This window comes from Staphylococcus caeli (assembly GCF_900097965.1).
GTDB classification, from domain to species: domain Bacteria; phylum Bacillota; class Bacilli; order Staphylococcales; family Staphylococcaceae; genus Staphylococcus; species Staphylococcus caeli.
Map to the genome: position 1 here is coordinate 193,940 of NZ_FMPG01000002.1, position 25,814 is coordinate 219,753.

The window sequence follows — 25,814 nt, forward strand, 5'->3', positions numbered from 1 at the left end:
AATGATTTACTCCTTATAATTTAAAATTTGTTTAGACATGTATCGATCACTACCATCTGGAAAAATAGTAACGATGATACCTTGTTTAATATGCTTTTTAATCTCTAATGCGCCTTGTAGTGCTGCACCTGACGAACTTCCAACAAGCAAACCTTCTTGTCGTGCAATGCGTTTCACATTATTGAAAGCATCTTCGTCACTGACCTTGATGATATCAGCAACTAATGATTTTGACAGAAAATCAGGCCACTTTTCAGAACCAATCCCTTCAATATCATGTGCATGAGGCTGGCCACCACTTAATATAGAGCCTTCAGGTTCTACAATAACACTCTCAACTTGATGTGCTGTTAAATGTTTAGCTACACCTGTAAAAGTGCCTCCTGAACCAACGCCACTGACAAAATAATCGACATTGTCTAACTGATCTGTAATTTCCTTGCCTAATGTTGATTGGTAAGCATCAGGATTATGTTTAGAATCAAATTGATTTAAGTAAAAGGCCCCCGTACTTTGTTCATAAGCTTGTGCAGCTACTTGAGCACCAGTCATACCCAATGTTTGTTCAGTTCGGATTACCTTTGCACCTAAAGCTTTAATGATTGCTATCTTTTCTTCTGCAAAACCTTCGGGTGCAAAAATAACTGCCTGTATATCATAGTGATTTGCTGCTAACGCTATGCCAATCCCTGTATTACCAGCCGAAGCTTCTACAACCGTATCACCTTGTTGAATTTTATTTTCTTTTATAGCCATTTCAATCAAGTGTTTCCCTAACCTATCCTTCACACTTCCACCTGGATTAAACTGTTCTAACTTTGCATATATCTGCACGTCTTTATTACTAAATGACTGTAACAGTACAAGTGGTGTGTTTCCTATTAAATCAAACGAAATCATTGTTTTCCTCCGAGCTAGCCCATTTTTCCATTCCTTACTATACCGATAAGAATTATATATTCTTTCGCTCGAATTTGCAAATAATATTTTTCATAACTCAATCTGATGCTTCCGTGTCATCTAAACAAATTCTTAAATTTTAACTGTCTAAGCAAACAAAAAGACTGAAACAAAACAACTGTTCCAGCCTGCTTCTGATACAAATCCCTTTATTAGTCTGTGATTTGTATAATCTTTATTAAGAATCATTGTGTATCTATATCATATAAACCTGTTAAAACATTCGACTCTAATTCACTTATTTTCACTTTAAATGGTTGTGTTTGGATTAATTGATGTGTTGCAGCATAGCCTTCAATACGTGCTTTATAAGGCAATGTACTTTGTATAACACCACCGCCTAGCACGATATTATGACAATTAAATATGCTAAACAAATTTGTGCATAACTGTTGTGTTAATAACAATACTTCTTCAATCATTTCAGTTATAGTCGCATTGCTATCATTGTTATACATTGCTATGGCTTCTTGGGTACTCACCGGTTTCTGTAAAATTTCACTTGCTTTTCGACTTATTGCTACACCGGAAATTTCATTTTCCACACAGCCATACTGTTTACATACCGGACATTGATATGCACTATCGCTTTTTAGTATCGTATGTCCAATTTCTCCAAAATTCCCTTCACTGCCCGCTACTAATTTGCCATTTCTAACGTATGCCATTCCGACACCTGTACTGATTGTTAAATAAATTAAATCTTCAACTGGTGTTTGCAGATGACGATATTCTGCAAGTATCGCCGCATTAGTATCATTAACAAAATAAGGTTGGAAGCCACTATGTTCAGTGATATAATCTCCGGCATGAAACCCATTATATTGTTGTAAATTAGGTAGATTTATAAATATCCCCTTCGAATAATCGCATGGTCCAGGCATTGCAATATTCAGTGTTGTGGTTGCAACATCATCATACTGTTGCACATATTCCTGCGCCACACGTACAATTTCAGCAAACTCTTTTTCAGGATTATCGCTATATGTCGTAAATTTTTGATAAGCGACAACTTCTAAATCCTGACTAATTAAACCTACGATAGTCTTAGTTCCACCAATATCCACACATATTTTCAACATCCTTCATCAACTCCGTCTTAAATATTAGTTTTAGTATGAACAAAAAAAGACGCAGAGCAAAGCATTTTGTCTAAAAACAATGCAATTCTCTGCGATAATATTTATACATAACTCGTGATCAATGTCATGTTGCCCTCAAATGTAACATCTTGATCTTCCGTTGTTAAAATAAAGTGCGATCCTTTCTTTATTTCATAGGTGCCTTTACCTGTCGTAACACTACCACTACCTTCAACAACAGAGACTAAGCAATACGCTTGTGGCTTTTCATATGTTAATTGACCATCAATCACCCAACGTTCAACTGTGAAAAATGAATTAGACACAAATTGCGTGAACTGTTGTCCTTGTATCTCTTTATGAACAGGCGTTGTGTTCGGTGAACCCGATGTTAAATCAATGACTGCTTTACTTTCTTCTAAATGTAATACACGTTGGTTTCCATTGGCATCTTTACGATTATAATCATATATACGATATGTCGTATCCGATGACTGCTGAGTCTCTAATATCAATATGCCTTCACCAATAGCATGCACCGTTCCAGCAGGCACATAGAAAAAGTCACCTGCTTGAACTTTCACTGTTTTAAACAATGCATCAAATTGCTCATGATCAATCATTTCATTTAATGTTTGTTGATCCGTTGCATTCACACCATAAATAATTTCTGCATCTTCCTTCGCATCTAAAATGTACCAACACTCAGTTTTACCAAATTCACCTTCGTGCGCTTGCGCATATGCATTATCAGGATGAACTTGTACAGATAATTTATCATTTGCATCCAAAATTTTAGTCAATAATGGAAACTTTTCTTCTTTTGGATTACCAAACAACGCTCGGTCTGTATTCCAGACTGTTTCTAATGTTTCCCCTTGATGTACACCATTTATAATCGTATTCGGTCCATTTGGATGTGCGGAAATGCCCCAACATTCTCCAGTATGGTCATTGGGAATATCATAGTGAAACGCTTCAAGTGCACGGCCACCCCAAATACGTTCTTGAAATACTGGTTGTAAAAATAATGGCATCAGTTTGTCCCTCCATCTTATATTTCTTTTAGTATAGCGTATATTGCTTCTTTATGTGTTGCATCGATTAAACTTTGGCGTATCTCATCATCCATCAATGCACGTGATAGACGTTGTAATAGTTTCAAATGCGTGTCACTACTATCACTTGGTACTGCAATGAGAAAGACAATTTGTGGTAATGTGCCATCTAAACTATCCCAGTTGACACCATGTTTATTGTTCATTACAGCCACAATTGGTTGTTTCACCGCTTCGGATTTTGCATGTGGAATTGCAACATTCATCCCTATTGCCGTAGTAGATTGTGCTTCTCGTTTCAATACCTCACCTTTCAATAACTGCTTATCCGTAATATATTGTTGTTGTGCCAATTGATCGACTAATTGATCAATCGCTTCATCTCTCGTTATTTTTGTATCCATAATTTTAATCACTTCTTCATTAAACACATCTGTTGCTGTTACTTCATTTGAATGTGCTGTCGTCGTGTCATGATGTTGTGGTTGATTGCCTTTCGCGTCCGCATGTTCTGGTTCAACAACTTGATTGTCATTCATACCTGTCGCAATTTCAGATGAATCTACAGTTAATGTAGGTGAATTTTTTCTTAAAATTAACACCAAACTCATTGTTACAAGACTACCTACAATCACAGCGATAAAGAACCAAACAATCTGATCAATACCACCTAATACTGCTACAATTGGACCACCGTGTGCAACTCTATCTCCGACGCCACCAATAGCTGCGATTACTGCAGCAACCATCGCTCCAATCATATTCGCTGGAATAATACGTAATGGATCCTGTGCGGCAAATGGAATCGCACCTTCTGTAATACCAAATAATCCCATCGTAAATGATGCTTTACCCATTTCTACTTCACCTTGATTGAATTTACGTTTGTTGATAAACGTTGCTAAACCTAATCCAATAGGCGGCGTACATACTGCTACAGCTACCATTCCCATAACAGCATAGTTTCCTTCTGCAATTAATGCTGAACCAAATAAAAACGCAACTTTATTTACAGGTCCACCCATATCAAATGCAATCATAGCACCAATAATCAATGCTAAGATAACAATATTAGTACCTTGCATACCTTTTAGCCAAGTTGTTAATGCTTCAAAAATACTAGCAATCGGTGCACCAATAAGGAAAATAAAGATCAATCCTACAATAATAGATGAAATAATAGGAATGATAATAATTGGCATAATCGGTGCCATAGCTTTCGGTACTTTAATATTTTTAATCCATTTTGCAATATAACCTGCGATAAAACCGGCAACTATACCACCTAGGAATCCTGCACCTGCATCACTACCATAAAAACTTCCATCAGCTGCAATCGCACCACCAATCATACCTGGTACGAGCCCTGGTTTATCTGCAATACTTACCGCAATGTAACCTGCTAAAATAGGCACCATGAAACTAAATGCCAAACCACCGATGCTTTCAATCGATTTCCAAAAAGAATTATCAGGAATTACTAATCCTTTAGATGTTGCTTCTCCACCAAGCGTCAATGCAATAGCCATGAGCAATCCACCTACAACAATAAATGGCACCATAAAAGATACACCATTCATCAAATGTTGATAGAACATTTGTACACCACTTTTAGCATCATCATTCCCTTGATTAGACTGTGATGCACCACTTTCGTCGTGATAAATACGTGCGTCTTTGTCAATGATACGTTGAATTAATACCTTTGGTTGATGGATTCCTTCACGCACACTTTCATTGATTAACAATTTACCATCGAATCGAGATAAATCCACTTGGCGATCAGCAGCAATAATAATACCATCAGCCGCTTCAATCTCTTTAGCTGTTAATACATTTTCTGCTCCAACACCACCCTGTGTTTCAACTTTAATATCGACACCCATTTCTTGTGCAGCTTGCTCAAGTTTCTCTTGAGCCATATACGTGTGTGCAATCCCATTTGGACACGACGTAATCGCTAAAATTTTCATATTGATCATCCTCCCTCACTCTTATTGTAAGCGCATTCAAACGGAAAATAAAAAACATAATTGCCGTTGTTAGTGGCAATTATGCTTTAATGAGTTTCATTATATGTGTTTTAAATCGCTGCTCATCATAACGTAATAACGTTTGTACATCTGATTCAGTAATGTTAGCAATCCTTTGCATCATTTTCTTCATTGTAGATATATCACGTTCTGCAATGGCTAAGAAAAATATGATTTTCGCTTTATTTTGTTTCCATGTATATCCTTGTTGATTTTTAAAAATAATGATATGTGATTTCAAGACCCTTTCCGGATTACCATGAGGAATACTGATAGCATTGCCGATATAAGTTGATGAAAAACGCTCTCGCTCTAATGCACTCTGAATATAGCCAGTCATAACTGAGTGATTTCTATCAAATATCTCTTGCGCCTGCTCAAACACAAATGATGCATTTAACGAATCCTGTTTGCCCACAACGATATCAAACTGAATATTAGCCAGTTCATCTTGTTGAATAAGTGGATTTTGTTTATGATGCATCAATGTCAAAACCTTTTTGCCATCCTCCTCTGAGAATAACGGCGATACTTCAATTAATGTAACATGGGCTGGCAATTGGTCCGTTTCCATTGCATGCGTCGTTACAAGAGCGTCCACATTTGTAAAATCATATTGCTCAACTTGCTCAAATTTCAGCGTAGCTACAATCGAAATACGGTCATCTAAATTTGCAATTTTCGCTTCCAATAAACTAGAAATACCTACACCATAGTAACAGGTAATCACGATATTAAATATTTCTTTTTCATTTCTGTCTATAGAAGATTGAAAATGTAAGGCTAGAAAAGCAATTTCATCTTCAACCAAATGTATATCTGAGTCTTTCGACAGATAAGTGACCGTTTCATATAGCGCGTTGAACACAAATGGATAATGCTTTTTAATATCATCGGTTAAAGGATTATTGATATAGACATCTTTAGCAATTCTTAAATATGTACGACTAAAGTGCTCAAAAAGATTTTCTTGGAGCATTGGATCTGTCGAGAAGGCAATACCAACGATTTTTTCCATTTGGTAAATCATGCGTTCAATATAACTTTTAACAAATATTTTTTCCAAGCCCAAATCATATTGATTGAAATAGTAACTAATGAAAAATGACAACAGTTTTGCTGTTTCTTTAGTTAAGTTATAACCCAAGACTTGATTAATTTGTGTAACACATTGCTGTGCAATCTCATATGCAGTATCATCAATCACCCATGATTGTCCATCTTCATCATGTGACCTTTTAAAAATAATAATGAGATGAATGAGTAATTGCTTAATTCTAATTCTCGAGGTGTGAATATGATATGTTTTCAGTGTTTCTTCTATAATTTTTGTCATTTTATTAATATGTGCTTTGGGTAATTCATTCAAAATAAGCGTATCAACATTTTGAATATTTTCAGATAGTTGGTTTAAATGTAAAATGGCATTTCTAATATTCATTTCACTACCACTAACCGTAATGCCTTTGCGCTTCGTAACTTTGATTGTCACATTAAAAGAGAGGCTCCATGAACTTATTTTATTTAACAAGTCATTAATTTCTGCTTTAGTTAAGTGATATGTATTTGCTAATTGCTCAATTGTGATAGGTTGTTCGTACATTAATAATTGATATGCCAATTTGATAAGTATTTCATTCTCTTTATTCTTATAATCAGAAAGTACATCAACTATTTGAGTCGCATTATATTCATCAAGGTTTAGTTTGTAACCTCGACCTTTAACACTAATAATGAGAGCTGTTAAAACCTCACTATTGATAAACTTAATATCATTTCTCACCGTTCGATTCGAAATATTTAAATCCATTGAAATTTCGTCTGCGTTTATATACTGATTGCGCTTATTAAGTAATAATTGAATCATTTTTGCATGTCTTTCTAACATTATTACCTCGCACCCTTCATTTCAGTTAAAATTGCATCTTATATTTAAATTCATTGTAGCCAGTCGCAATGAGATTAGCAAGAAGATAACGAACGACAATCGTTCGATCCAGTGACAAAACAAAAAGCACCCATACAAAAGCATAATGCTCATGGATGGGTGCCCACTAATATTTAAATTAACTGCGTGCCGTGTGTATCGTTTGCTTAATATAAGTGTAAGCCTCTTGAAGTTGCTGACGTTCTTGTTCATCTAACGTAATCGCATATCTCTGCACAATTCCCGCTTCATCTACCAATGTAGGCAAACTATAAGCGCCATCCTTCAGACCGTATTCCGAACTCACTGATGTTAGTGGCACAATCGTGCGTTGATTGAGTGCCATTGATTGTATCAGTTGTATTGTCACCCGAGATATCGCTGCATTCGTCCATCCTTTTTGATAAAAAACATCCATCGACACTTGATTGATGATCGACGTTATATGCGCTTTATCTAATTTAGGACTGTTACTCAATGCTTCAAATTCACCTAAATCCATCCCATGAATACGCACCTTACTCCACACTGGTACTGCGTGCGTACCATGCTCTCCAATGACAAACGCTTCAACATTTTTAGGATCAACTTGATAATGGTTGGCAATAATCGTTTTCAACCTTGATGTCTCTAATGCTGTTCCAGTCCCAATAATTTTATTGGATGGATACGCAACTTCATTAGCAATATATACCATTGAATCAACTGGATTTGAAATTAAAATAATACACGCATTTTGTGTAACTGCCGCAATTTGAGTCATCACATTTTTTATGATTGAATAATTGCCTCGAGCTAATAATGTACGGTCACCATTATTGATATCCGTCGGTTCACTCGCGGCGATAACGATAAAATCAGCATCTGCTAAATCTTTGTACACACCGCTTCGAATTTTGATGTGTGCTGTGTTGGTTAAACCTTGTGCATGACTATGGTCCAACGCTTCTCCACTTGCCACATTTTCTCTATCATCAATTAGTATTATTTCTGAGAATAAATTCAATTGTTGTACATCCGTTAGTACTTGTGTACCCACTTTGCCTAAACCTATAATGCCTAGTTTTGACATAAATTCATCTCCTTCTTGAAACATCGGTTTACATTCATCTTATTTTTCGTATGGAATCACGTCTTTACCATATTTCTTTTTAATAAATTGTTTCATATCTTCTGATTGTAATACTTTAATCAGTTCTTGATATTTTTTGTCGTCTTTATGGCCTTTTTGCACAGCTAATATATTAGCAAATGGCGATGATTCTGTTTCACTGATAATTGCATCTTTATGCGGCGTTAGACCATTATCCAACGCGTAATTAGAATTCATAATAACTGCCGCGCCTTCTTTACTTTCATACGTTTTAGGTAAGAACTCGGCACCTTGTTTATTGTTAAATTTCAAGTCTTTTTTGTTTTCAACGATATCTTCAAATTTTGCGTCTTCGATGCTGACTCCTTTCTTAATTTTTATTAAACCTTTATCTACAAAAAATGATAAGAAGCGACCTTCTTCAGCAGGATTATTTGAAACATAAATTGTCGATCCTTTAGGTATATCTTCTATCTTTTTATATTTCTTACTATAAACACCCATTGGCGTTGTAAATACTTTACCTACTTCTTCAATATTATATTTATGGTCAGATTTTTCAGCTTTTAAATATGGTGTATGTTGGAAAAAGTTCGCATCAACGTCCCCTTTATCTAACAATTTATTCGGCACTTTATAATCATTCACCGTCTTAACTTCTAGGTCGTACCCTTTCTTTTTCATTTCTTCCTTCGCATGTTTCAACACTTCGCCATGTGGCGCCGGTGAAGCTGCAACCGTGATTTTCTTGTCATCACCTTTACCACCAGAATTACCACATGCTGCTAGGATAATCGTTAATACTAATAATGAACCTAATGTAATCAATTTCTTCATTTTATACTCGCTCCTTCATCTTTTTAGAACTATTACTATGTAAAAAAACTTCCTCTTAATAATTTAAGAGAAAGTTCACACCTTCTCTCATCTCCAAAAGTTCAATAACTTTTTGTGAATTAGCACCATTTCGTTCAACGACGGTTGCTGGGTTTCATCGGGCACGTCCCTCCACCTCTCTTGATAAGAGTATATTTATGTAATTGTAATGATTATATCCTAGCATTATGCTCACATTTAGTCAATGAATTTTTAGAAAATTCCAAATAATGCAACTGTAGTTTTACAAGTAATCATAAAGACCGAGACACTGCTTAATGTCTCAGCCTACTTGTATCGTTTAATTTTAAATTCAGTCAACTACTACTTAATTGAATAAAGTACAACGATTAGTTATGTAATAATTGTCATTATATATGCAAACAAATTATTCATTGCATGCAAAGCAATCGCTGTAGCAAGACTGCGTTGCGTTTTCAAATAAACATAAACAATGCCCACTGCAATAATGATATACATCACGATTTCCAGTGGTGACTTTGCTGAAGTCACATGCAACGATGCAAACACAAGCACTGAGACAACAGACATAACAATAAAATTGAATTTCTTTCCTAATTCGCCAATAAGCAAGTACCTAAACAAGAATTCTTCTGTAACTGGTGCAATAATCACAATCGTAAAGAATGACAATGCAATAGCTAATGGCGATTGATACATACTTTCAATCAACTTATCATTCTGTGTTTGTTCAAACTTCCATTGCTCAGGTGCAAATGTATCGACGAGATACGGATAAATTGCATTGAATACAATCATGATAATAAAAGTGACACCTATGAGTTTCCAATGACGCTTTATATTATGAAACCCTTGATACAACTTCTGCTTAAAGTTTTTACTGTGAAACAACATCCAAAATCCAAATATAGTCAGAAATCCTACTATTTCCAGAGTGACTGTTGTAACATCTGATAAAACTACATTAAAACTATCCGATCCTTGGCCTTGTACTTCATCAATAGTGAACATGATTGCCATAAACAAAATTGAAAGTACAAGATTGCTCACAAAATAAATCACAGGTAAGAAAAAATCCCTACCATTGATATCTTTCCATCGATATTGATGCTCATTTCTAAATGCCATATGGTTCCTCCTCACATATCCAACGGTTTACTATTACTTTGCACAAATAGCATTGCTTAAAACATAATAAAAGTGATTGCTTGTCAGCGATGTATACAAATTTTAAATTTATATGCGTATCTAACACTGCGATGTGGTATAAATACATAAATAAATCAAATTCACATCATGTATAAGGAGATGTTGTTATTGCGTATTTTAGTATTAGGTGCAGGTGGTATCGGTGGTTATTTTGGTGGTCGTTTAGCTGAAAATGGTCAAGATGTCACCTTTTTAGTTAGACCTAAGCGTAAAGCTTATTTAGAGCAAAATGGATTAACGATCCACAGCAAACAAGGTGATTATCAACTTGAGCCACAATTAATCACCAAAGAAGCACGCGTTGAACCCTTCGATGTTATTCTACTTTCTTCTAAAGCCTATCATTTAGATCAAGCCATCGAAGATTTAAAACCTTTCGTAAATGAAAATACGGTTATCATCCCACTATTAAATGGTGTTGCACATATACCAAAATTACAGTCTGAATTTGGCAAATCACACATTATGGGTGGATACTGTGTAATTGAAACGACATTAGATAGCCAAGGCGACGTTGTTCAAACAAGTCCATTTGACAAATTGATTTTCGGTGAATTAGATGGTAGTGAAAGTGCACGTGCTAAATCAATTGCCAATGCATTTTCAGGTACAAAAGCCTCCTTTAAATTATCGAATCAAATCGAACAGGGAATGTGGCAAAAATATCTCATGATCACCGTATTATCAAGCATCACAACACTGATGCACGCACCTATCGGACCTATAAGAGATAGCGATGGTGGCACTAAATTTGTCCGTGACCTCTATGATGAGACGGCAGCAATCATGCATGCACATGATGCACCATTAGGAGGCGATATTGTCGAACAATATATGACTTCATTCGAACAGTTATCTTATCATTTCAAAACTTCGATGCAACGTGATATGGAGAAAGGCTTAAATATTGAAACTGATCATTTACAAGGCTACTTATTAGATTTAGCTGAACAGTATCAATTGGATGCCCCATTACTTCGTTGTGTTTACCAGCATCACAAAGTATATAAAGAAATGTTGAAGTAATGTTCATATAGTGAAAAATAAAAAGAGCACACTCGCTTAAAATGCATAACAAAGCGATTTGTGCTCTTTTCTAATATAGGCATGGCTTACTTAAGTTTGGACATATATTGATATGCTGTCACACCATATCGATATTTAAACACTTTATTTAAGTGTGCTAAATCAACGAATCCACATTCAGTGACTGCTAAGTAGACATCTTTCGTACGTTCTATGATTTGTTTCGCAACTTCTGTCTTGTAATTAATATAATACTGATAAGGCGTAATACCTGTCTGACTTTTAAAAAATCTTATAAATTGAAATTTTGATAATTGAAGTTCTTTGCAAATATATTCTAATTTAAATGTATCAGTGACACTGCTTTTAATAATATCTTTCGCCAATCTTAACTTCACATGATCTACATTCGATTTCTCATAGTATGTATCAATTTTTAAACTATCGACCAGATTTTGAAATTGTTCATAACAAACGGCTTCAGAAGATTCTTTAAAAATAGAATGAGCTAACTGCAAGACATGATGTGCAATTTTTCCATTATAAATAATTGGGTCTTGGAATTGAACGATATGCTTTAAGTTTGTCGCTTCTAGCAATTGCTCTGGCTTAATATAGAGCATCGCATATTCTAATCCCTCTTCACCATTAGACATCCCATCATGGTTCTCTTCAGGATTAAAAAACATCACACCATTTTGAAAAGACTGCCGCTTCTCGCCTTTCAAATGATACCCTTGTATACCTTTTAACGTTACACCAATGCTATATTCTTGATGTGCATGTTTTTTATAAGTAAAATCATCCATTTTTGCACTTAATGCCGTTATACCGATAGCATTTTTAAATTTAAATTCGTTCATCTGCCCACGCCCTCAATATTAAAGCCATACCATTACAGCAGCATATAATAAGAATAGTGACATTGTAACATTTACGAGTAGTTCATGATTTTGTAAAAATGATTTTAACATTGTGCCAAAAACAATCCATATACTAAACGAAAACAATGCAATGATTGAAATAACCATAACATAAATGACAACAATTGGTATAGACGGGTGTCCCATCAATACAAAGGTTGGAATAATCGTCATTGTAAAAGTGATTACTTTAGGATTTAAAAACTGCAAGTTAAATCCTGACTTAAAAGTTCCGATATTACTATGTTCCGGTTTATCACTATGTTTTTTGAAAAGTGTATAGATGAGATATAGCATATATACACTACCTATTACTTTCATAACGAATAATAAACTTGGCATGATAACAGCAAAAAATGTATTCAGTATTGTAGAAATGATAAGTAATACAGTAAATGCAGTGATTGCCCCATAGGTATACTGGACACCACCCTTAAACCCTTTATTTTTAATCGTATTTAAAATATCTATATTCGTTGGTCCTGGAGTAACAGTTACCAAAAAAGTATAAATTAAAAAAGATACTACATTCATTATGACGCACCTCGTTCATCTTTGTTTATTCATACTATTATATTGATAACTGGAATAACCATATAGTACATTATTGCAGTAATTCTGTTGTACTATTACATAAGACGATTTTAATAAGTTTAATTTTCATGCGTTGGATCTGATTCAGTCTATAATTTAGCGGAAAGTCATTAAAACTTTAAAAAACCCTATACAAATTAATGTATAGAGTTTGTCATTATAATAAAGTAATTTGATTTACGAATTAGGGTAACTATTTACGTAATCAACAAATTCATATCACACATACTTGTATCCTATTATGATTCTTTAGCTTGTTTGTCATCTGAACGTTTTTGTAGCATGATTGCCACAACCGCAAGCACAATGACTAATACAACAATACCTATCAATCCAAGGAATTTTGCTACATTACCAAAGACAATACCTACAACTAAAAAGTCAGTATCTGAGAATGTTGTAGCTGCTCCACCTAAATCTCCTAAAAACGGTAAGAAGAGTAACGGTAAAAACGTAATCAACAGACCATTTAGTGCAGACCCTGCTACTGCACCTTTTATACCACCACGTGCATTACCAAAGACTCCTGCAGTAGCACCAAGGAAGAAGTGCGCAACTACACCTGGAAGTATAACTACTCCGCCAAATAAGAATAAAACAAACATGCCAATCACACCCACGATAAAGCTTACGAAAAAGCCTATGAGCACTGCATTTTGTGCATAAGGAAAGACAATCGGACAGTCTAAGGCTGGTTTCGTATTTGGGACCAATTTTTCTGAGATACCTTTAAATGCGGGAACGATTTCCGCTAAAATTAAACGTACACCAGTCAAAATTATAAACACACCTGCTGCAAACGTCACACCTTGAATAAGTGAAAATACAATAAAGTTCTGCCCATTACTGATTTCCGTATGTACATAATGAGGACCGGCAAATAATGCCGCTACAAAATATAATAAAGTCATCGTTAATGAAATACTAATTGTACTTTCTCTTAAAAAACTGAGACCTTTTGGAAAATTAATTGCTTCTGTTGATTTAGATTTCCCATTAAATAACTTTCCTATTTCTCCCGCAGCCCAGTAACTTATCGTTCCGAAATGCCCCAACGCTACTTGGTTATTTCCTGTAATTTTCTGCATCGTTGGATGAGCCAACGCCGGTAAAATCGCCATTATCAAACCTAGAATAATAGCACCGATAATCACTGTCATCGTGCCTGTAATATGACCAACTGATAATAATATAGCTAAAAATGCTGCCATATAAAACGTATGATGTCCTGTTAGAAATATATATTTTAAATTCGTAATACGCGCAACTATAATATTAACAATCATTCCGAACACCATAATCAGTGCAGCTGTTGTGCCGTACTGTTCTAGTGCAATTGAAATAATCGCTTCGTTATTAGGAACGACACCTTGCACACCAAAAGCGTGTTGAAATATCTTTCCAAAGGGCTCTAAAGATTGTGTAACAACATTTGCCCCTGCACTTAATACTAAAAAGCCTAGAATTGTTTTGATGGTGCCTGATGTAATATCTGTCGCAGATTTTTTCTGCATAATTAAACCAATCAATGCAATTAAAGCCACTAATATAGCAGGTTGACTTAAAATATCAACAATAAAATCTAGTATGGGTTTCATATGACGCCCTCCTTATACACATTTTATAAAATATTTAACTCGCTCAATTTTTTATTAAGTTTGTTCTGTAATTCTTCTTTATCTAAAATATTATCTAAAACAATCACATCGCCTAAGTTCTTCGTGTTTTCTTCTAAATCTCTACCACAAATGAATAAATCAGCCATGTCTGGACTCGCGCTCATTACGTCACTATGTTCTACTTTAATATCAGATGGTGCATTTAAATTTTTCAAAGCTTCTTGTGCATTCATTTCAACCATAAAACTACTGCCTAAACCGTGACCACATACAACTAATATTTTCATAATTATCATTCTCCTTGTATTATATTTATAATTTCTTCAGCAGTTTGTGCTGTTAATAATTTATTTACTGTCTCTTGGTTTCCTAAAATTGCCGCTAGATTTCTTAATATAGCTAAATGTGCTTCATTATCAATTGCACTGAGTACAAAAATAAGTGATGCGTAATGATCATTTTCAGAAAAGTTAATATGATGATTGAGCTTCAATAAACTTAAGCCAACTTGTTTTACATCATCATTTGGCCTTGCATGCGCAATTGCAATCTCTGGTGCAATTACAATATATGGACCTAATTGTTTCACACTATCAATCATGGCCTTTATATAGCTTTGTTCAAAATAGTCTTGCTTTAACAATGGTTGGGCAGCCAGATTAATTGCTTGTTCCCAGTCATCTACTTGATCAACTACTTGAACTTTATCTGCTGACAGCGTCTCCAAACTCATCTATCTCCGCCTCCTAATTACTGACTTATATTTTTAATTTCCATCATCATGCCATTCTTATCGCCAGAAAGCATTTTATCTCTCGCTTCACTATCCATGATTAATTCGCTCAATTGACGTAATGCATTTAAATGAATTTGAGGTTGTTTTGTTGCTAATGTAATAATCACCTTCACAGGATCGTATGTCTCATGCGAAAAATGTATGCCATCTTTAAAATGAATTAAGCTAAAACCGACCGATTGCTTAACATAGTCATGATTTGCATGTATGAGGGCAATATGTGGGCTAATCACCATATATGGGCCGAACGCTTCCAATTGTTGAATAATCGCGGTTGTATACGCCTCATCTACAACACCCTCATTAACAAGTAATGAGACACTTCGTTTAATTGCATCATCTCTATTGTGGGCAACTTGCTGTGTTAATAACCTTGATTCGGGTAATACTTGGGCTAATGTTGGTCCCGTTCCACGAACTTCATTCACGTATTTTTCCCTCGAAAGATTGACTATTTTGTTTAATTGTTTCCGATCTTCTTGGTTTAAAAATGGTGTAACATTAATGACTGGTACTGTCGTTTGTTGAAACGGGACGGTAGATATGATGTAATCGACACCTTCATGTTTTAAAACCTTTTCATCTATTTCATATATTGAATACGCATCTACAATATCTAATTCTGGATAAATATGCCGAATTCTACTTTTAAGTAACTGAGATGTACCGATACCTGAGCCACATAACAACACAACTTTTATTTTCGGTGCATTTTTTGTTGAAATACGTTCAATAGCCGATGCAAAATGTAAAACAATATACGTTAGTTCATCTTCATTAAAGTGAATTTGATAATTTTCTTCAATGCCCCATAAATGATGCTCTAGCGCTGTTATCAACTGACTATATTGTTTAATAATTTCTAATTTCAAAGGATTATCATGTGTCATATCAAACTTTAATCTATGAAGTGCAGGTCTTAAATGTACGATTAAACCCGTATGCAATTTCGTATCGGACATTAAGTCTAATCCCAGTGTCCCACTCATTCTCTCAATTAACTGTGCTACTAAAATCTCCAAATCATCCATCTCTTCATCTTGTTGGGTGATCTCTGATGTTTTTGCGCCTAGTAAATGCAGTGTTATAAATGCCGCTTCACTTTTAGGAAAATGCAGTTGAAATATTGTTTCCAAAGTTTTTTTAATTTGAAGTGCAATCTCAAACTGTTCAGTGGATTGCAGTTTTTCATATTCTTTCTTCGGTATTTCAAATACAAATGACTCATTCACCCTGTGAATTGCTATCATAATATGATAAATCAATCCATCAATCGCACTTTGTACGAATTGATAATTTGCATTTTTCAATGCAGTCGTGACGCATAATCGAATCTGCTCTAATTCATAAGTTGAAAACATATGATGCCCTATTTGATGCGTGTGTATTTGAAAGTATTCATGCACCATGTCTGCATAACCTTTACGATAAGCGTGTTCTGAGCCTTCTATAACAAACCCTTTATTTTTCTTATACTCAAGCATTAAATCATGTTGCGATAGCCACTGTTGTACTGTTTTCAAATCTTCAACAATCGTTCTCCTTGTAACAGAAACCATTGTTGCCAAAGTTTGTGAAGAAGTTGGTGTTTTGGTTTCAAAAAGTTTTAAGGTGATATATAAAATACGCTCTTTCTTTGAATAATGAACAGTATTCGTAAATTTCTTGGGTTCATATTGTTGGAACTGATCGGTAGCAGAAGTAATTTTGATGCCATCATGTTTATTTCTCTCAATCTCTAAATTCAATGTATGCGCCATGTCTTCAATATATTCAAGATCATATTGAATCGTTCTTTCAGAAACATTGAAATGTGTTGCTAAATGATGAATCTGTATAAAAGTTGCACGTTCATTCAAGTACGTTACGATATGAAACTGACGTCTACTTAACATATGAGCAACCTCCTCACGTTTTAATTGTAACCGCTTTCTATAAGTGGTGGATGTGTAATCTTTTGCGTCTAATAATACGAAAAGTTGCACATCTGATAAAAAATCATTATATTTTCAAATTATAATGTGTTATATGAATTATTTATAGCTCTTAATATTAAAAATTTTGATAAGGAAATAAGTATATGCAAGCTAGCAAAATAATCTCAGAGTTTACTTTTAATGAATCTTGATATTTCATTAAAACTGTTGATATTAGGCGCTATTAAAGATAAAAATATGTTGCTGAATTCAATGTCACAGCATAGAACTAAAAAAAGCTAGAACAATGTCAATTGTCCTAGCTTTTCTCTCATATAATCATTATATTAAACTTCACGAATCATATTTAAAAACCTTTGTAGTTCGGCAGTCTGCGGATGATTAAATATTTGTTCTGGTGCACCAGATTCTCCAATCACACCATCATGAAGGAAGACAATTTTATTCGACACTACTTTAGCAAAATGCATTTCATGTGTCACAATAATCATTGTCATACCTTCATTGGCTAAATCTTTGATGACGCGAAGGACATCATTTACTAATTCCGGATCCAGTGCAGAAGTTGGCTCATCAAACAGCATCACTTTTGGATTCATGGCTAATGCACGGGCAATCGCCACACGTTGTTGCTGCCCACCTGACAAGGCACTCGGTCTTTGATCTTTCACTGCTGTTAAATCTACTTTTTCTAACAAGGCCAACGCTTGTTGTTCCGCTTCAGTTTTCTTCACTTTTTTAACAGTGATTAACCCTTCCATGACATTTTCTAAGGCCGTCTTATGCGGAAATAAATTATAGCTTTGGAAGACCATACCGGATTGTTTACGTACTTTAATCTGTGATTTTTTATCTTTATTACTATAGGTTTCCCCATTCACATAAACGACACCTTCAGTTGGTAATTCTAATGCATTAATCATTCTAAGTAATGTCGTTTTGCCTGAGCCTGAACGCCCAATAAATGTGACAACCTCACCTTGATCTACTGTTAAATCAATGCCGTTAATCACTACTTTATCATTAAATGATTTTTTAATATTTTTCAACTCAATCATGAACGATACCCTCTTTCAAGATAAGATTCATAGAAGTTTTGCACGATTGAAATGATAAAACATACGACCCAATACATTAATGCTACAAGCAAATAGATCGTTAGATATTCATATGTCGTCGATGCAACTTCTTGCGCTTTTCTAAACATTTCGGCTACAAGAATAAATCCTAGTAATGATGTATCTTTGATTAAGCTTAAAAACGTATTGCCTAGCGCAGGCACTGAAACTCTTATTGCTTGTGGCAGAATAATACGTTGTATCGTTTGACGATAGTTCATCCCTATAGAATACGCTGCCTCTGTTTGGCCTTTAGAAATAGACATAATCCCACCACGTATGATTTCTGATGCATATGCACCAACGTTTAACGACAAACCTATAATAGCTGCTATAACAGGTGCTAACGTCCACTGATTATCAGAGTTGTTCGTCAATAATCTACCGAGTTCAGGAATACCGTAAAAGATAATGAATAATTGAACAATCATCGATGTTCCTCTAATGATTGAAATATAAAAACGTGCAATCCCTCTTAAAATGCGACTCGTAGATATACGCATTAATGCAGTCATAAGCGCAATTACTAAACCTAAGACAAATGTTATTAATGTAATAGGAATTGAAAATTTCACTAACCCCTCAAGCATCGGTGCAAACGCTTGGCCTGCTGCATCTAGTGCGTGTTGTTGTTCTGAATTAAGACTTAGAAACATCTTCGCCAAACCATTTCTTACTTATTTTCGCCAATTCACCATTATCTTTTAATTTTTTCATAGCTTTGTTAACTTTTTTAATTGTTGCATCGTCTTCTTTTTTATTAAATGTTAATGCAGATTGACTCTTCTCAGCATTACCTTCAATTGCCTTCACTTTAGCATTTGGTTTTTGCTTTTTATAATCTAAATATGAAATATTATCGTTAAATGTACCATCAACGCGGTTAGACTGTAATAAATCCATAGCTTGGTTGAAGCCATCTACTTTTGTCATTTCTGCACCTTTAGATTTTGCTAATTTACCATAGTTTGAAGTGAATGTTTGTGCTAAATTTTTACCTTTAACATCATCGAACGTTTTAATATCTTTATTATTTTTGTTTACTACTAATACAGCTTTAGAATACGTATATGGTTCTGAAAATTTATATTTTGCTTTACGGTCGCTATTGATACCTACTTGGTTTGCGATCACATTAAAGCGACCAGAATCTAATCCAGCGAACATTGAATCCCATTGTGTTTCTTTAAATTCAACTTTATAATTCATCTCTTTTGCGACAGCTTTCATGACATCGATATCGTAACCAGTTAATTTATCCTTTTTATCATGGAATGAAAATGGTGCATAAGTCCCTTCAGTCCCTACTACAAATTTTTTACTTTCACTAGCTGTTTTATTTTTACTATCTTTATTATCAGAATTGCCATTACCACATGCAGCAAGTCCCACAACTAGAATTAATGTAAGTATTGTCAATAATGTTTTTTTCATTTGCCCAACCTCTATCCTTATTCTTATTATTCTTATCGGAATAAAAATAGTTTATGCCTATCCCTCGATTTAGTCAATAACTTTTTTAATGTATTTGTATTTATTTTTATTTTCAGGTCATCTACCTATTAGAAATTTTAATCAACTGTAGTTTCGTTACATATTTAAAACCAACATAGTACTTATATATTCCAATTGTTACAAATTTCAAAATAGAAATGTAAGCGTATACAAATGTAAAATTACATGCTATACTTTATCTGATACCAAACAAAAGTTTGAAATTTAAACAATTGTTTGCAAAGTAGAAAGGAGGAATATTATGAATAACAATGAAAAAGAAGTTCTGAAGCGTATTCAAGATAATCCGTTTATTTCACAACAAGAATTAGCGCAGTCAATTGGTTTATCTAGACCTGCTGTTGCTAATATCATTTCAGGATTAATACGAAAAGAATATGTATTGGGAAAAGCTTATGTACTAAATGAAAATTATCCTATCGTTTGTATTGGTGCAGCAAACTTGGATAGAAAATTCTACGTACATTCAACTTTACAACCCGAAACTTCTAATCCAGTAACTTCTACAAGATCTATTGGTGGTGTCGCAAGAAATATTGCTGAAAATTTAGGTCGTATGGGGGAAACTGTCGCATTTCTGTCTACAAGTGGCAACGATAGTGAATGGGATATGATTCATAAACTATCAAATCCTTTTATGAATTTAGATCATGTACAACAAATTGAAAATGCGAACACTGGATCATATACCGCTTTAATTAATAAAGATGGTGATATGGAATATGGGTTAGCAGACATGAAAGTTTATGATTTTATTACACCAGAATTTTTAATTAAACGTACACATTTACTTATTAAAGCAAAGTGTATAATTGTTGATTTAAATTTAAGTAAAAATGCCATTGATTTTCTCTGTGCATATTCAGAAAAACATAATATCAAGCTAGTTATCATTCCTGTATCATCACCTAAAATGAAGAATATGCCTGACTCTCTTCATGCTATTGATTGGCTTATTATCAATCGCGATGAAACTGAAACTTACTTTAACATCAAAATAACTAATACTCAGGATTTGAAAAATGCCGCTCAAAAATGGATAGATTTAGGTGTATCAAACGTCATAATTACCAATGGTGTTAAAAATCTTATATATAAAAATAATGAGTTAGAAATTGTAAAATCAATAACACCTTCAAAAAACGTTGTTGATGTTACTGGCGCTGGGGATTCTTTTTCAAGTGCCGTTATTTTCACTTGGCTAAACGAATTAGAAATTGAAAATATAATTAACGCCGGAATTGTTAATGCTCGTAAAACAATTGAAACGAACTATACTGTTCGACAAAACTTAGATAAAAAACAATTATTTAGAGATTTGGAGGAATATAATAATGAAAAATTACATTGAATTTTCAAAAGAAGTACAACAAGCTAAACATAATAGTCAACCTATAGTTGCTTTAGAATCTACAATTATTTCACATGGCATGCCATATCCCCAAAATGTCGAAATGGCCAAAAATGTAGAACAAATTATTAGAAGTAATGGTGCTGTTCCAGCAACAATAGCAATTATTAATGGCAAAATTAAAATTGGTTTAGAAAGTGATGAATTAGAATTACTTGCTAAAAGTGAGAATGTTGCTAAAGTGTCACGTCGAGATTTAGCAGAAATTATTGCTACTAAACGCATTGGTGCAACAACAGTTGCATCAACAATGATTTGTGCTGAATTAGCAGAAATACAATTTTTCGTAACAGGCGGAATTGGTGGTGTCCACCGAGGTGTTGAACACACTATGGATATATCAGCTGATTTAGAAGAGCTTGGAGAAACAAATGTAACGGTCATTTGTGCGGGTGCAAAATCTATTTTAGATTTACCAAAAACATTAGAATACCTTGAAACTAAAGGTGTACCTGTTATCGGTTACCAAACAAATGAACTTCCTGCCTTCTTTACTCCTGACAGTGGTATCACTTTGAATAGTTCGGCTGATTCACCTGAATCTATTGCACTCATATGTAAAACGAAAAATGACTTGTCACTTAAAGGTGGTATTGTTATTGCTAATCCTGTTCCAAAAGAACATTCCTTATCAAAAACATATATAGATAAAATTATAAAAGAAGCTGTCAAAGAAGCTACTAATAAAGGAATTAGTGGCAAAGATTCAACACCGTTTTTACTTAGTAAAATTGTGGAAAAATCAGAGGGACAAAGTTTGGAAACAAATATAAAACTTGTTGAAAACAATGCTGTTCTAGGAGCTAAAATCGCAGTTGCTTTCACTCAATTGTAGGTGATAATTATGTCAGTTCTATTTGCCTTGACTGGAATCTTATTTGCAATATTTATAGCTTTTCTATTTAGTTTTAATAGAAAAGCTATAGATTTCAAAAAGCCAGTTGTCATGTTAGCCATTCAAGTTATACTTGTTTTATTTATGATGAATACAAGTATAGGCATGAAAATTTTAATTACTTTAGGCTCTTTTTTTGAAGCTCTTATCAATATTAGTAATGCTGGTATCACTTTTGTATTTGGCGATTTGGAAAATAAAGACGGTTCTACATTCTTTTTAAATGTATTACTTCCACTTGTTTTTATTTCCGTATTAATCGGTATACTCAACTATTTTAAAATTCTTCCATTTATTATTAAGTATGTTGGCTTAGCAATTAATAAAATAACACGCATGGGTCATTTAGAAAGTTATTTTGCAATATCTACCTCTATGTTAGGACAACCAGAAGTTTTTTTAACAATTAAAGATACTATACCAAATTTAACACGTGCAAAACTTTACACCATAGCTACCTCTGCAATGAGTGCAGTAAGTATGGCAATGTTAGGATCCTATATGCAAATGATTGAACCAAAGTACGTTGTTACTGCAGTTATGCTTAATATTTTTAGTGCATTAATCATTGCAAGTATTATTAATCCTTATAAATCGAATAAAGAAGATACTAAAATATCTCAAAATTCAAATGATAAAAACGACACATATATTAACAAATCTTCGAAAATTCCTTTCTTTCAAATGATTGGTGATAGTGCAATAGATGGATTTAAAATTGCGATAACAGTCGGTATCATGTTATTAGCATTTATCTCTTTAATGGAAGCTATCACCATAGTATTTGACTTAATAGGACTTAACTTCAAACAAATAATAGGATTCATATTTGCACCTGTGGCGTTTATAATAGGTATACCTTGGCATGAAGCCGTTCAAGCTGGATCCATTATGGCTACCAAATTAATTACTAATGAGTTTGTTGCTATGTTGGATTTTCAAAAACTTGCTGGTGATTTAACGTCACGTACCCAAGGTATACTTTCAGTTTACCTTATTAGTTTCGCAAATTTTGGTACTGTGGGTATTATTGTTGGTGCAATCAAAGGAATCAATAGTGATCAAGGAAATAAAGTTGCCTCATTTGCACTACGTTTATTACTTGGTGCCACCTTGGCTTCTATAATATCGGCTTCTATGATTGGCTTAGTATTATAGTTTTCAAAGATACTTTTCCACTTAAAAAAACGTCTTTTTTCAGACAACACAAAAAACTGCCAACAAAGTTTCTATCTTTGTTGGCAGCTCTATTTCAATTTTACTATCCTTATTAATTACTAAATCTGTAAATTTCATCATCGAGCACAACTTCTACATTCGGGTGTCGTTGTAATATCGAAGCAGGTAATGACTCCGTGATGTCACCATTTAACATTTGTTGCACAGCTTCTTTTTTATTACTACCAAATGCAAATAGAATAATTTTTTTCGCGCGCATAATTGATGCCAATCCCATAGAAATCGCTTGTTTTGGCACATCTTCTACATTATCAAAGTAATGGCTATTCGCATTAATTGTAGATGGCGTCAAATCTACGACTCTTGTCACACTTTCAAATGATGAATCTGGCTCATTAAATCCAATATGTCCATTTTCACCAATTCCCAAAATTTGAATATCAACAGGCCCTACTTCATTAAGTAATTGCTCATAATTTAAGCATTCTTGTTCAACATCTGATGCATCACCAGCTGGCAAATGAATCTGATCTTTATTCCATCCTTTGTTATGATCAAATAATCGTTCATTCATATAGACGTGATAACTTTGATGATGGTCTGCCGATAAACCAATATATTCATCTAAATTAAAAGTCCTTATTTGGGCTACATCAACTTGATTGATATTGATCAGTTCTGATAAGTGCTCATACACTTCTATCATCGTATTACCTGTCGCTAATCCTAAGACAGTGTCAGGTTTACGCTTCATTTGTTTCAATAATTCTGTTGCGACGTACTGGCTCCCAACCGTACGATTTTTTAAATTAATAACGTCCATTTTAATCATTTCACCCTTAGTTCCTCTACTCTATTTTTTTCATTCGAAAGTCTATGTGTTGAATTCTGAATTTATTTATTTTCACTTTCTAATAATTCTTCTACTTCATTCTTAATTGTAGTGACGTGAGGCCCATATATCACTTGAACTCCGTTTGCTTTTTGAATCACACCACGAGCTTCGGTAGATTCTAGCATTCCCTTATCAACGTCTTTATCCGAATTTAATGTGACACGAAGTCTTGTTGCACAACAATCCACCACATCTATATTCTCTTTTCCACCTAAAGCAGCAACGATTGTCTTCGCTCGATCAGTCGCATCAACAGTTTCTACTGCTTCAGTATCTTCACGACCAGGTGTTTTAAAATTAAATCTCGTAATTAAGAATCTAAAGATAACATAATACAAAATAAACCAAACGATACCAATTGGAATAATCCACAAATAGTTTGTCTTTGCATTACCTTGTAAGACGCCAAATAGTAGAAAATCAATAAATCCGCCACTAAATGTTTGCCCTACTGTTATATTGAAAATATCTGCCATCATAAATGCCAAACCATCTAAGAAGGCATGAATTACATATAAAATTGGCGCAACAAATAAAAAACTAAATTCTAATGGCTCGGTAATTCCTGTTAAGAATGACGTCAAAGCAGCAGATAACATCAACCCGCCAACAACCTTTTTACGTTCAGGTTTTGCTGTATGGTAAATTGCTAAAGCTGCTCCACACAAACCAAACATCATTGTGATAAATCTACCGGACATATATCGTGAAACGCCATTGAAGTATTTCGTTACGTCTGGATCTCCCAGTTGTGCAAAGAAGATATTTTGCGTGCCTTGTACCATATGTCCTTTAACTTCTAGCGAACCTCCCAATGCTGTTTGCCAAAATGGTAAATAGAAAATGTGATGCAGGCCAAATGGTCCTAATAACCTTAATATAAATCCATAGAAAAATGTCCCTATGACGCCTGTCTTATCTACAATACCTCCAACGCCAAATATCCATCCTTGCACCGTTGGCCAGATAAAGAACATGACAACACCTAGTACGATAGATGAAATCGCAGTGATGATAGGTACGAATCGCGATCCACCAAAAAAGCCGAGGTATGCTGGCAAAGATATTTTATGGAATTTATTATGTAAGAGTGCGGTCATAATACCTGTGATTATCCCACCAAATACGCCAGTTTCTACAGTTTGAATTCCTAGAACCATACTTTGCCCATCTTCAGCTAAATTACCTTTAGACAATGTATCTGTAATCGTTAATAATCCATTCATTGAAACATTCATTATCAAAAAACCAAGCATTGCTGCGAGCCCTGCTGTTCCTTTATCACTTTTCGCTAGTCCAATTGCTACCCCAACAGCAAATATGACTGGAAGATTCTGAAAGACAATGTTTCCAGCTGCTGACATTAAAATAAAGATATTTTGTAAAAATCCAATATCTAACATAGGATATGCTTTTATTGTATTAGGATTACTCAATGCCCCGCCGATACCTAGTAATAAACCTGCTGCAGGTAAAATTGCTATCGGCAACATGAAGGATTTCCCAAATTGTTGTGCTTTTTCAAACAATTTACTCATATTCAATGACCTCCTATTTAACTTAAATATACAGTCAAAGAAAATATTAATCAATAAAATTTTAAACGGTGAAAATAATTTTCATAAAACTTTAAAGGTTTCTATAATTCATTGATATATCGTTTCTAGTAACATTTTTGAAAATCTA

General features: G+C 34.2%; 23 protein-coding genes and 1 riboswitch. Of the genes, 4 read left to right on the forward strand and 19 right to left on the reverse strand.

Annotation, left to right across the window (positions count from 1 at the left end; translation table 11 throughout):
* Positions 1-6: 6 nt before the first annotated feature.
* The 8 genes from BJS11_RS03845 to BJS11_RS03880 form a co-directional block, all read right to left on the reverse strand.
* A complete protein-coding gene (locus BJS11_RS03845) occupies positions 7-900 on the reverse strand; it encodes a PLP-dependent cysteine synthase family protein (protein ID WP_069994614.1) in 894 nt (297 codons plus the stop codon).
* A gap of 245 nt (positions 901-1,145) precedes the next feature.
* Positions 1,146-2,042 (reverse strand): ROK family protein, encoded by an 897-nt coding sequence (locus BJS11_RS03850; RefSeq protein WP_069994615.1) that lies wholly within the window; start codon positions 2,040-2,042, stop codon positions 1,146-1,148.
* Between the two features lie 101 nt (positions 2,043-2,143).
* Entirely contained in the window at positions 2,144-3,079 is a 936-nt protein-coding gene (gene manA / locus BJS11_RS03855) for a mannose-6-phosphate isomerase, class I (RefSeq protein ID WP_069994616.1), read from the reverse strand.
* 17 nt (positions 3,080-3,096) lie between these two features.
* Positions 3,097-5,073, reverse strand: a complete 1,977-nt coding sequence (locus BJS11_RS03860) for a fructose-specific PTS transporter subunit EIIC (protein WP_069994617.1) — start codon at positions 5,071-5,073, stop codon at positions 3,097-3,099.
* A gap of 79 nt (positions 5,074-5,152) precedes the next feature.
* Positions 5,153-7,021: a BglG family transcription antiterminator gene (locus BJS11_RS03865; RefSeq protein WP_069994618.1), complete on the reverse strand. Its 1,869-nt coding sequence runs from the start codon at positions 7,019-7,021 to the stop codon at positions 5,153-5,155.
* A gap of 178 nt (positions 7,022-7,199) precedes the next feature.
* Positions 7,200-8,132 carry a lactate/malate family dehydrogenase gene (locus tag BJS11_RS03870; RefSeq protein ID WP_069994619.1) on the reverse strand — a complete coding sequence of 311 codons (933 nt, stop codon included), beginning with the start codon at positions 8,130-8,132 and terminating at the stop codon, positions 7,200-7,202.
* 39 nt (positions 8,133-8,171) lie between these two features.
* Complete coding sequence (locus BJS11_RS03875; RefSeq protein ID WP_069994620.1) at positions 8,172-8,990, reverse strand: MetQ/NlpA family ABC transporter substrate-binding protein; 819 nt, start codon at positions 8,988-8,990, stop codon at positions 8,172-8,174.
* A gap of 84 nt (positions 8,991-9,074) precedes the next feature.
* Positions 9,075-9,180: riboswitch (SAM riboswitch) on the reverse strand.
* A gap of 203 nt (positions 9,181-9,383) precedes the next feature.
* Positions 9,384-10,139 (reverse strand): CPBP family intramembrane glutamic endopeptidase, encoded by a 756-nt coding sequence (locus BJS11_RS03880; protein ID WP_069994622.1) that lies wholly within the window; start codon positions 10,137-10,139, stop codon positions 9,384-9,386.
* 189 nt (positions 10,140-10,328) lie between these two features.
* Between BJS11_RS03880 and panE the strand changes: the two genes are divergently transcribed.
* A complete protein-coding gene (gene panE / locus BJS11_RS03885) occupies positions 10,329-11,246 on the forward strand; it encodes a 2-dehydropantoate 2-reductase (RefSeq protein ID WP_069994623.1) in 918 nt (305 codons plus the stop codon).
* Positions 11,247-11,332: 86 nt separating this feature from the next.
* On the opposite strand, the gene BJS11_RS03890 is transcribed toward panE, so the two are convergent.
* The 9 genes from BJS11_RS03890 to BJS11_RS03930 all read right to left on the reverse strand — a co-directional run bounded on the left by BJS11_RS03890 (position 11,333) and on the right by BJS11_RS03930 (position 19,667).
* The gene (locus BJS11_RS03890; RefSeq protein ID WP_069994624.1) at positions 11,333-12,109 is read right to left on the reverse strand and encodes an AraC family transcriptional regulator; all 777 of its coding nucleotides are present in this window, start codon (positions 12,107-12,109) and stop codon (positions 11,333-11,335) included.
* A gap of 18 nt (positions 12,110-12,127) precedes the next feature.
* Entirely contained in the window at positions 12,128-12,703 is a 576-nt protein-coding gene (locus BJS11_RS03895) for a LysE family translocator (protein ID WP_069994626.1), read from the reverse strand.
* A gap of 299 nt (positions 12,704-13,002) precedes the next feature.
* A complete protein-coding gene (ulaA, locus tag BJS11_RS03900) occupies positions 13,003-14,361 on the reverse strand; it encodes a PTS ascorbate transporter subunit IIC (protein WP_069994628.1) in 1,359 nt (452 codons plus the stop codon).
* Between the two features lie 23 nt (positions 14,362-14,384).
* Positions 14,385-14,669, reverse strand: a complete 285-nt coding sequence (locus BJS11_RS03905; protein WP_069994630.1) for a PTS sugar transporter subunit IIB — start codon at positions 14,667-14,669, stop codon at positions 14,385-14,387.
* Between the two features lie 5 nt (positions 14,670-14,674).
* Entirely contained in the window at positions 14,675-15,115 is a 441-nt protein-coding gene (locus BJS11_RS03910; RefSeq protein ID WP_069994632.1) for a PTS sugar transporter subunit IIA, read from the reverse strand.
* A 17-nt stretch (positions 15,116-15,132) separates the two neighbouring features.
* Positions 15,133-17,073, reverse strand: coding sequence for a BglG family transcription antiterminator (locus BJS11_RS03915; protein ID WP_069994634.1), 1,941 nt, complete (start codon positions 17,071-17,073; stop codon positions 15,133-15,135).
* Positions 17,074-17,441: 368 nt separating this feature from the next.
* Positions 17,442-18,173, reverse strand: a complete 732-nt coding sequence (locus tag BJS11_RS03920) for an amino acid ABC transporter ATP-binding protein (RefSeq protein ID WP_069994636.1) — start codon at positions 18,171-18,173, stop codon at positions 17,442-17,444.
* Positions 18,170-18,889 carry an amino acid ABC transporter permease gene (locus BJS11_RS03925; protein ID WP_069994638.1) on the reverse strand — a complete coding sequence of 240 codons (720 nt, stop codon included), beginning with the start codon at positions 18,887-18,889 and terminating at the stop codon, positions 18,170-18,172. Before BJS11_RS03925 ends, BJS11_RS03920 begins: the two co-directional genes overlap by 4 nt.
* On the reverse strand, positions 18,873-19,667 hold the full coding sequence (locus BJS11_RS03930; RefSeq protein WP_069994640.1) for a transporter substrate-binding domain-containing protein: 795 nt from the start codon (positions 19,665-19,667) through the stop codon (positions 18,873-18,875). The genes BJS11_RS03925 and BJS11_RS03930 overlap by 17 nt, the downstream gene beginning before the upstream one ends.
* Positions 19,668-19,989: 322 nt before the next feature.
* Here BJS11_RS03930 and BJS11_RS03935 point away from each other — a divergent pair, with 322 nt between their 5' ends.
* From BJS11_RS03935 to BJS11_RS03945, 3 genes are read left to right on the forward strand one after another with little or no spacing between them, the layout of a single operon-like run.
* Positions 19,990-21,099, forward strand: coding sequence for a carbohydrate kinase (locus BJS11_RS03935; RefSeq protein ID WP_069994642.1), 1,110 nt, complete (start codon positions 19,990-19,992; stop codon positions 21,097-21,099).
* Positions 21,083-21,994: a pseudouridine-5'-phosphate glycosidase gene (locus BJS11_RS03940; protein WP_069994644.1), complete on the forward strand. Its 912-nt coding sequence runs from the start codon at positions 21,083-21,085 to the stop codon at positions 21,992-21,994. Before BJS11_RS03935 ends, BJS11_RS03940 begins: the two co-directional genes overlap by 17 nt.
* A gap of 9 nt (positions 21,995-22,003) precedes the next feature.
* On the forward strand, positions 22,004-23,212 hold the full coding sequence (locus BJS11_RS03945) for a NupC/NupG family nucleoside CNT transporter (protein WP_069994645.1): 1,209 nt from the start codon (positions 22,004-22,006) through the stop codon (positions 23,210-23,212).
* A 112-nt stretch (positions 23,213-23,324) separates the two neighbouring features.
* Here the strand turns inward: BJS11_RS03945 and nagB are convergent, their stop codons facing one another.
* Together nagB and ptsG are read right to left on the reverse strand one after the other, a co-directional pair.
* Positions 23,325-24,056: a glucosamine-6-phosphate deaminase gene (nagB, locus tag BJS11_RS03950; RefSeq protein ID WP_069994646.1), complete on the reverse strand. Its 732-nt coding sequence runs from the start codon at positions 24,054-24,056 to the stop codon at positions 23,325-23,327.
* A 71-nt stretch (positions 24,057-24,127) separates the two neighbouring features.
* On the reverse strand, positions 24,128-25,666 hold the full coding sequence (gene ptsG, locus BJS11_RS03955; RefSeq protein WP_069994647.1) for a glucose-specific PTS transporter subunit IIBC: 1,539 nt from the start codon (positions 25,664-25,666) through the stop codon (positions 24,128-24,130).
* Positions 25,667-25,814 lie beyond the last annotated feature (148 nt).

What these genes read in the sequence shown, in the direction of transcription:
- BJS11_RS03845 (WP_069994614.1), bottom strand. Translation starts at nt 900, where the DNA reads ATGATTTCGTTTGATTTAATAGGAAACACACCACTTGTACTGTTACAG.
- BJS11_RS03850 (WP_069994615.1), bottom strand. Translation starts at nt 2,042, where the DNA reads ATGTTGAAAATATGTGTGGATATTGGTGGAACTAAGACTATCGTAGGT.
- manA (WP_069994616.1), bottom strand. Translation starts at nt 3,079, where the DNA reads ATGCCATTATTTTTACAACCAGTATTTCAAGAACGTATTTGGGGTGGC.
- BJS11_RS03860 (WP_069994617.1), bottom strand. Translation starts at nt 5,073, where the DNA reads ATGAAAATTTTAGCGATTACGTCGTGTCCAAATGGGATTGCACACACG.
- BJS11_RS03865 (WP_069994618.1), bottom strand. Translation starts at nt 7,021, where the DNA reads ATGTTAGAAAGACATGCAAAAATGATTCAATTATTACTTAATAAGCGC.
- BJS11_RS03870 (WP_069994619.1), bottom strand. Translation starts at nt 8,132, where the DNA reads ATGTCAAAACTAGGCATTATAGGTTTAGGCAAAGTGGGTACACAAGTA.
- BJS11_RS03875 (WP_069994620.1), bottom strand. Translation starts at nt 8,990, where the DNA reads ATGAAGAAATTGATTACATTAGGTTCATTATTAGTATTAACGATTATC.
- BJS11_RS03880 (WP_069994622.1), bottom strand. Translation starts at nt 10,139, where the DNA reads ATGGCATTTAGAAATGAGCATCAATATCGATGGAAAGATATCAATGGT.
- BJS11_RS03890 (WP_069994624.1), bottom strand. Translation starts at nt 12,109, where the DNA reads ATGAACGAATTTAAATTTAAAAATGCTATCGGTATAACGGCATTAAGT.
- BJS11_RS03895 (WP_069994626.1), bottom strand. Translation starts at nt 12,703, where the DNA reads ATGAATGTAGTATCTTTTTTAATTTATACTTTTTTGGTAACTGTTACT.
- ulaA (WP_069994628.1), bottom strand. Translation starts at nt 14,361, where the DNA reads ATGAAACCCATACTAGATTTTATTGTTGATATTTTAAGTCAACCTGCT.
- BJS11_RS03905 (WP_069994630.1), bottom strand. Translation starts at nt 14,669, where the DNA reads ATGAAAATATTAGTTGTATGTGGTCACGGTTTAGGCAGTAGTTTTATG.
- BJS11_RS03910 (WP_069994632.1), bottom strand. Translation starts at nt 15,115, where the DNA reads ATGAGTTTGGAGACGCTGTCAGCAGATAAAGTTCAAGTAGTTGATCAA.
- BJS11_RS03915 (WP_069994634.1), bottom strand. Translation starts at nt 17,073, where the DNA reads ATGTTAAGTAGACGTCAGTTTCATATCGTAACGTACTTGAATGAACGT.
- BJS11_RS03920 (WP_069994636.1), bottom strand. Translation starts at nt 18,173, where the DNA reads ATGATTGAGTTGAAAAATATTAAAAAATCATTTAATGATAAAGTAGTG.
- BJS11_RS03925 (WP_069994638.1), bottom strand. Translation starts at nt 18,889, where the DNA reads ATGTTTCTAAGTCTTAATTCAGAACAACAACACGCACTAGATGCAGCA.
- BJS11_RS03930 (WP_069994640.1), bottom strand. Translation starts at nt 19,667, where the DNA reads ATGAAAAAAACATTATTGACAATACTTACATTAATTCTAGTTGTGGGA.
- BJS11_RS03935 (WP_069994642.1), top strand. Translation starts at nt 19,990, where the DNA reads ATGAATAACAATGAAAAAGAAGTTCTGAAGCGTATTCAAGATAATCCG.
- BJS11_RS03940 (WP_069994644.1), top strand. Translation starts at nt 21,083, where the DNA reads ATGAAAAATTACATTGAATTTTCAAAAGAAGTACAACAAGCTAAACAT.
- BJS11_RS03945 (WP_069994645.1), top strand. Translation starts at nt 22,004, where the DNA reads ATGTCAGTTCTATTTGCCTTGACTGGAATCTTATTTGCAATATTTATA.
- nagB (WP_069994646.1), bottom strand. Translation starts at nt 24,056, where the DNA reads ATGGACGTTATTAATTTAAAAAATCGTACGGTTGGGAGCCAGTACGTC.
- ptsG (WP_069994647.1), bottom strand. Translation starts at nt 25,666, where the DNA reads ATGAGTAAATTGTTTGAAAAAGCACAACAATTTGGGAAATCCTTCATG.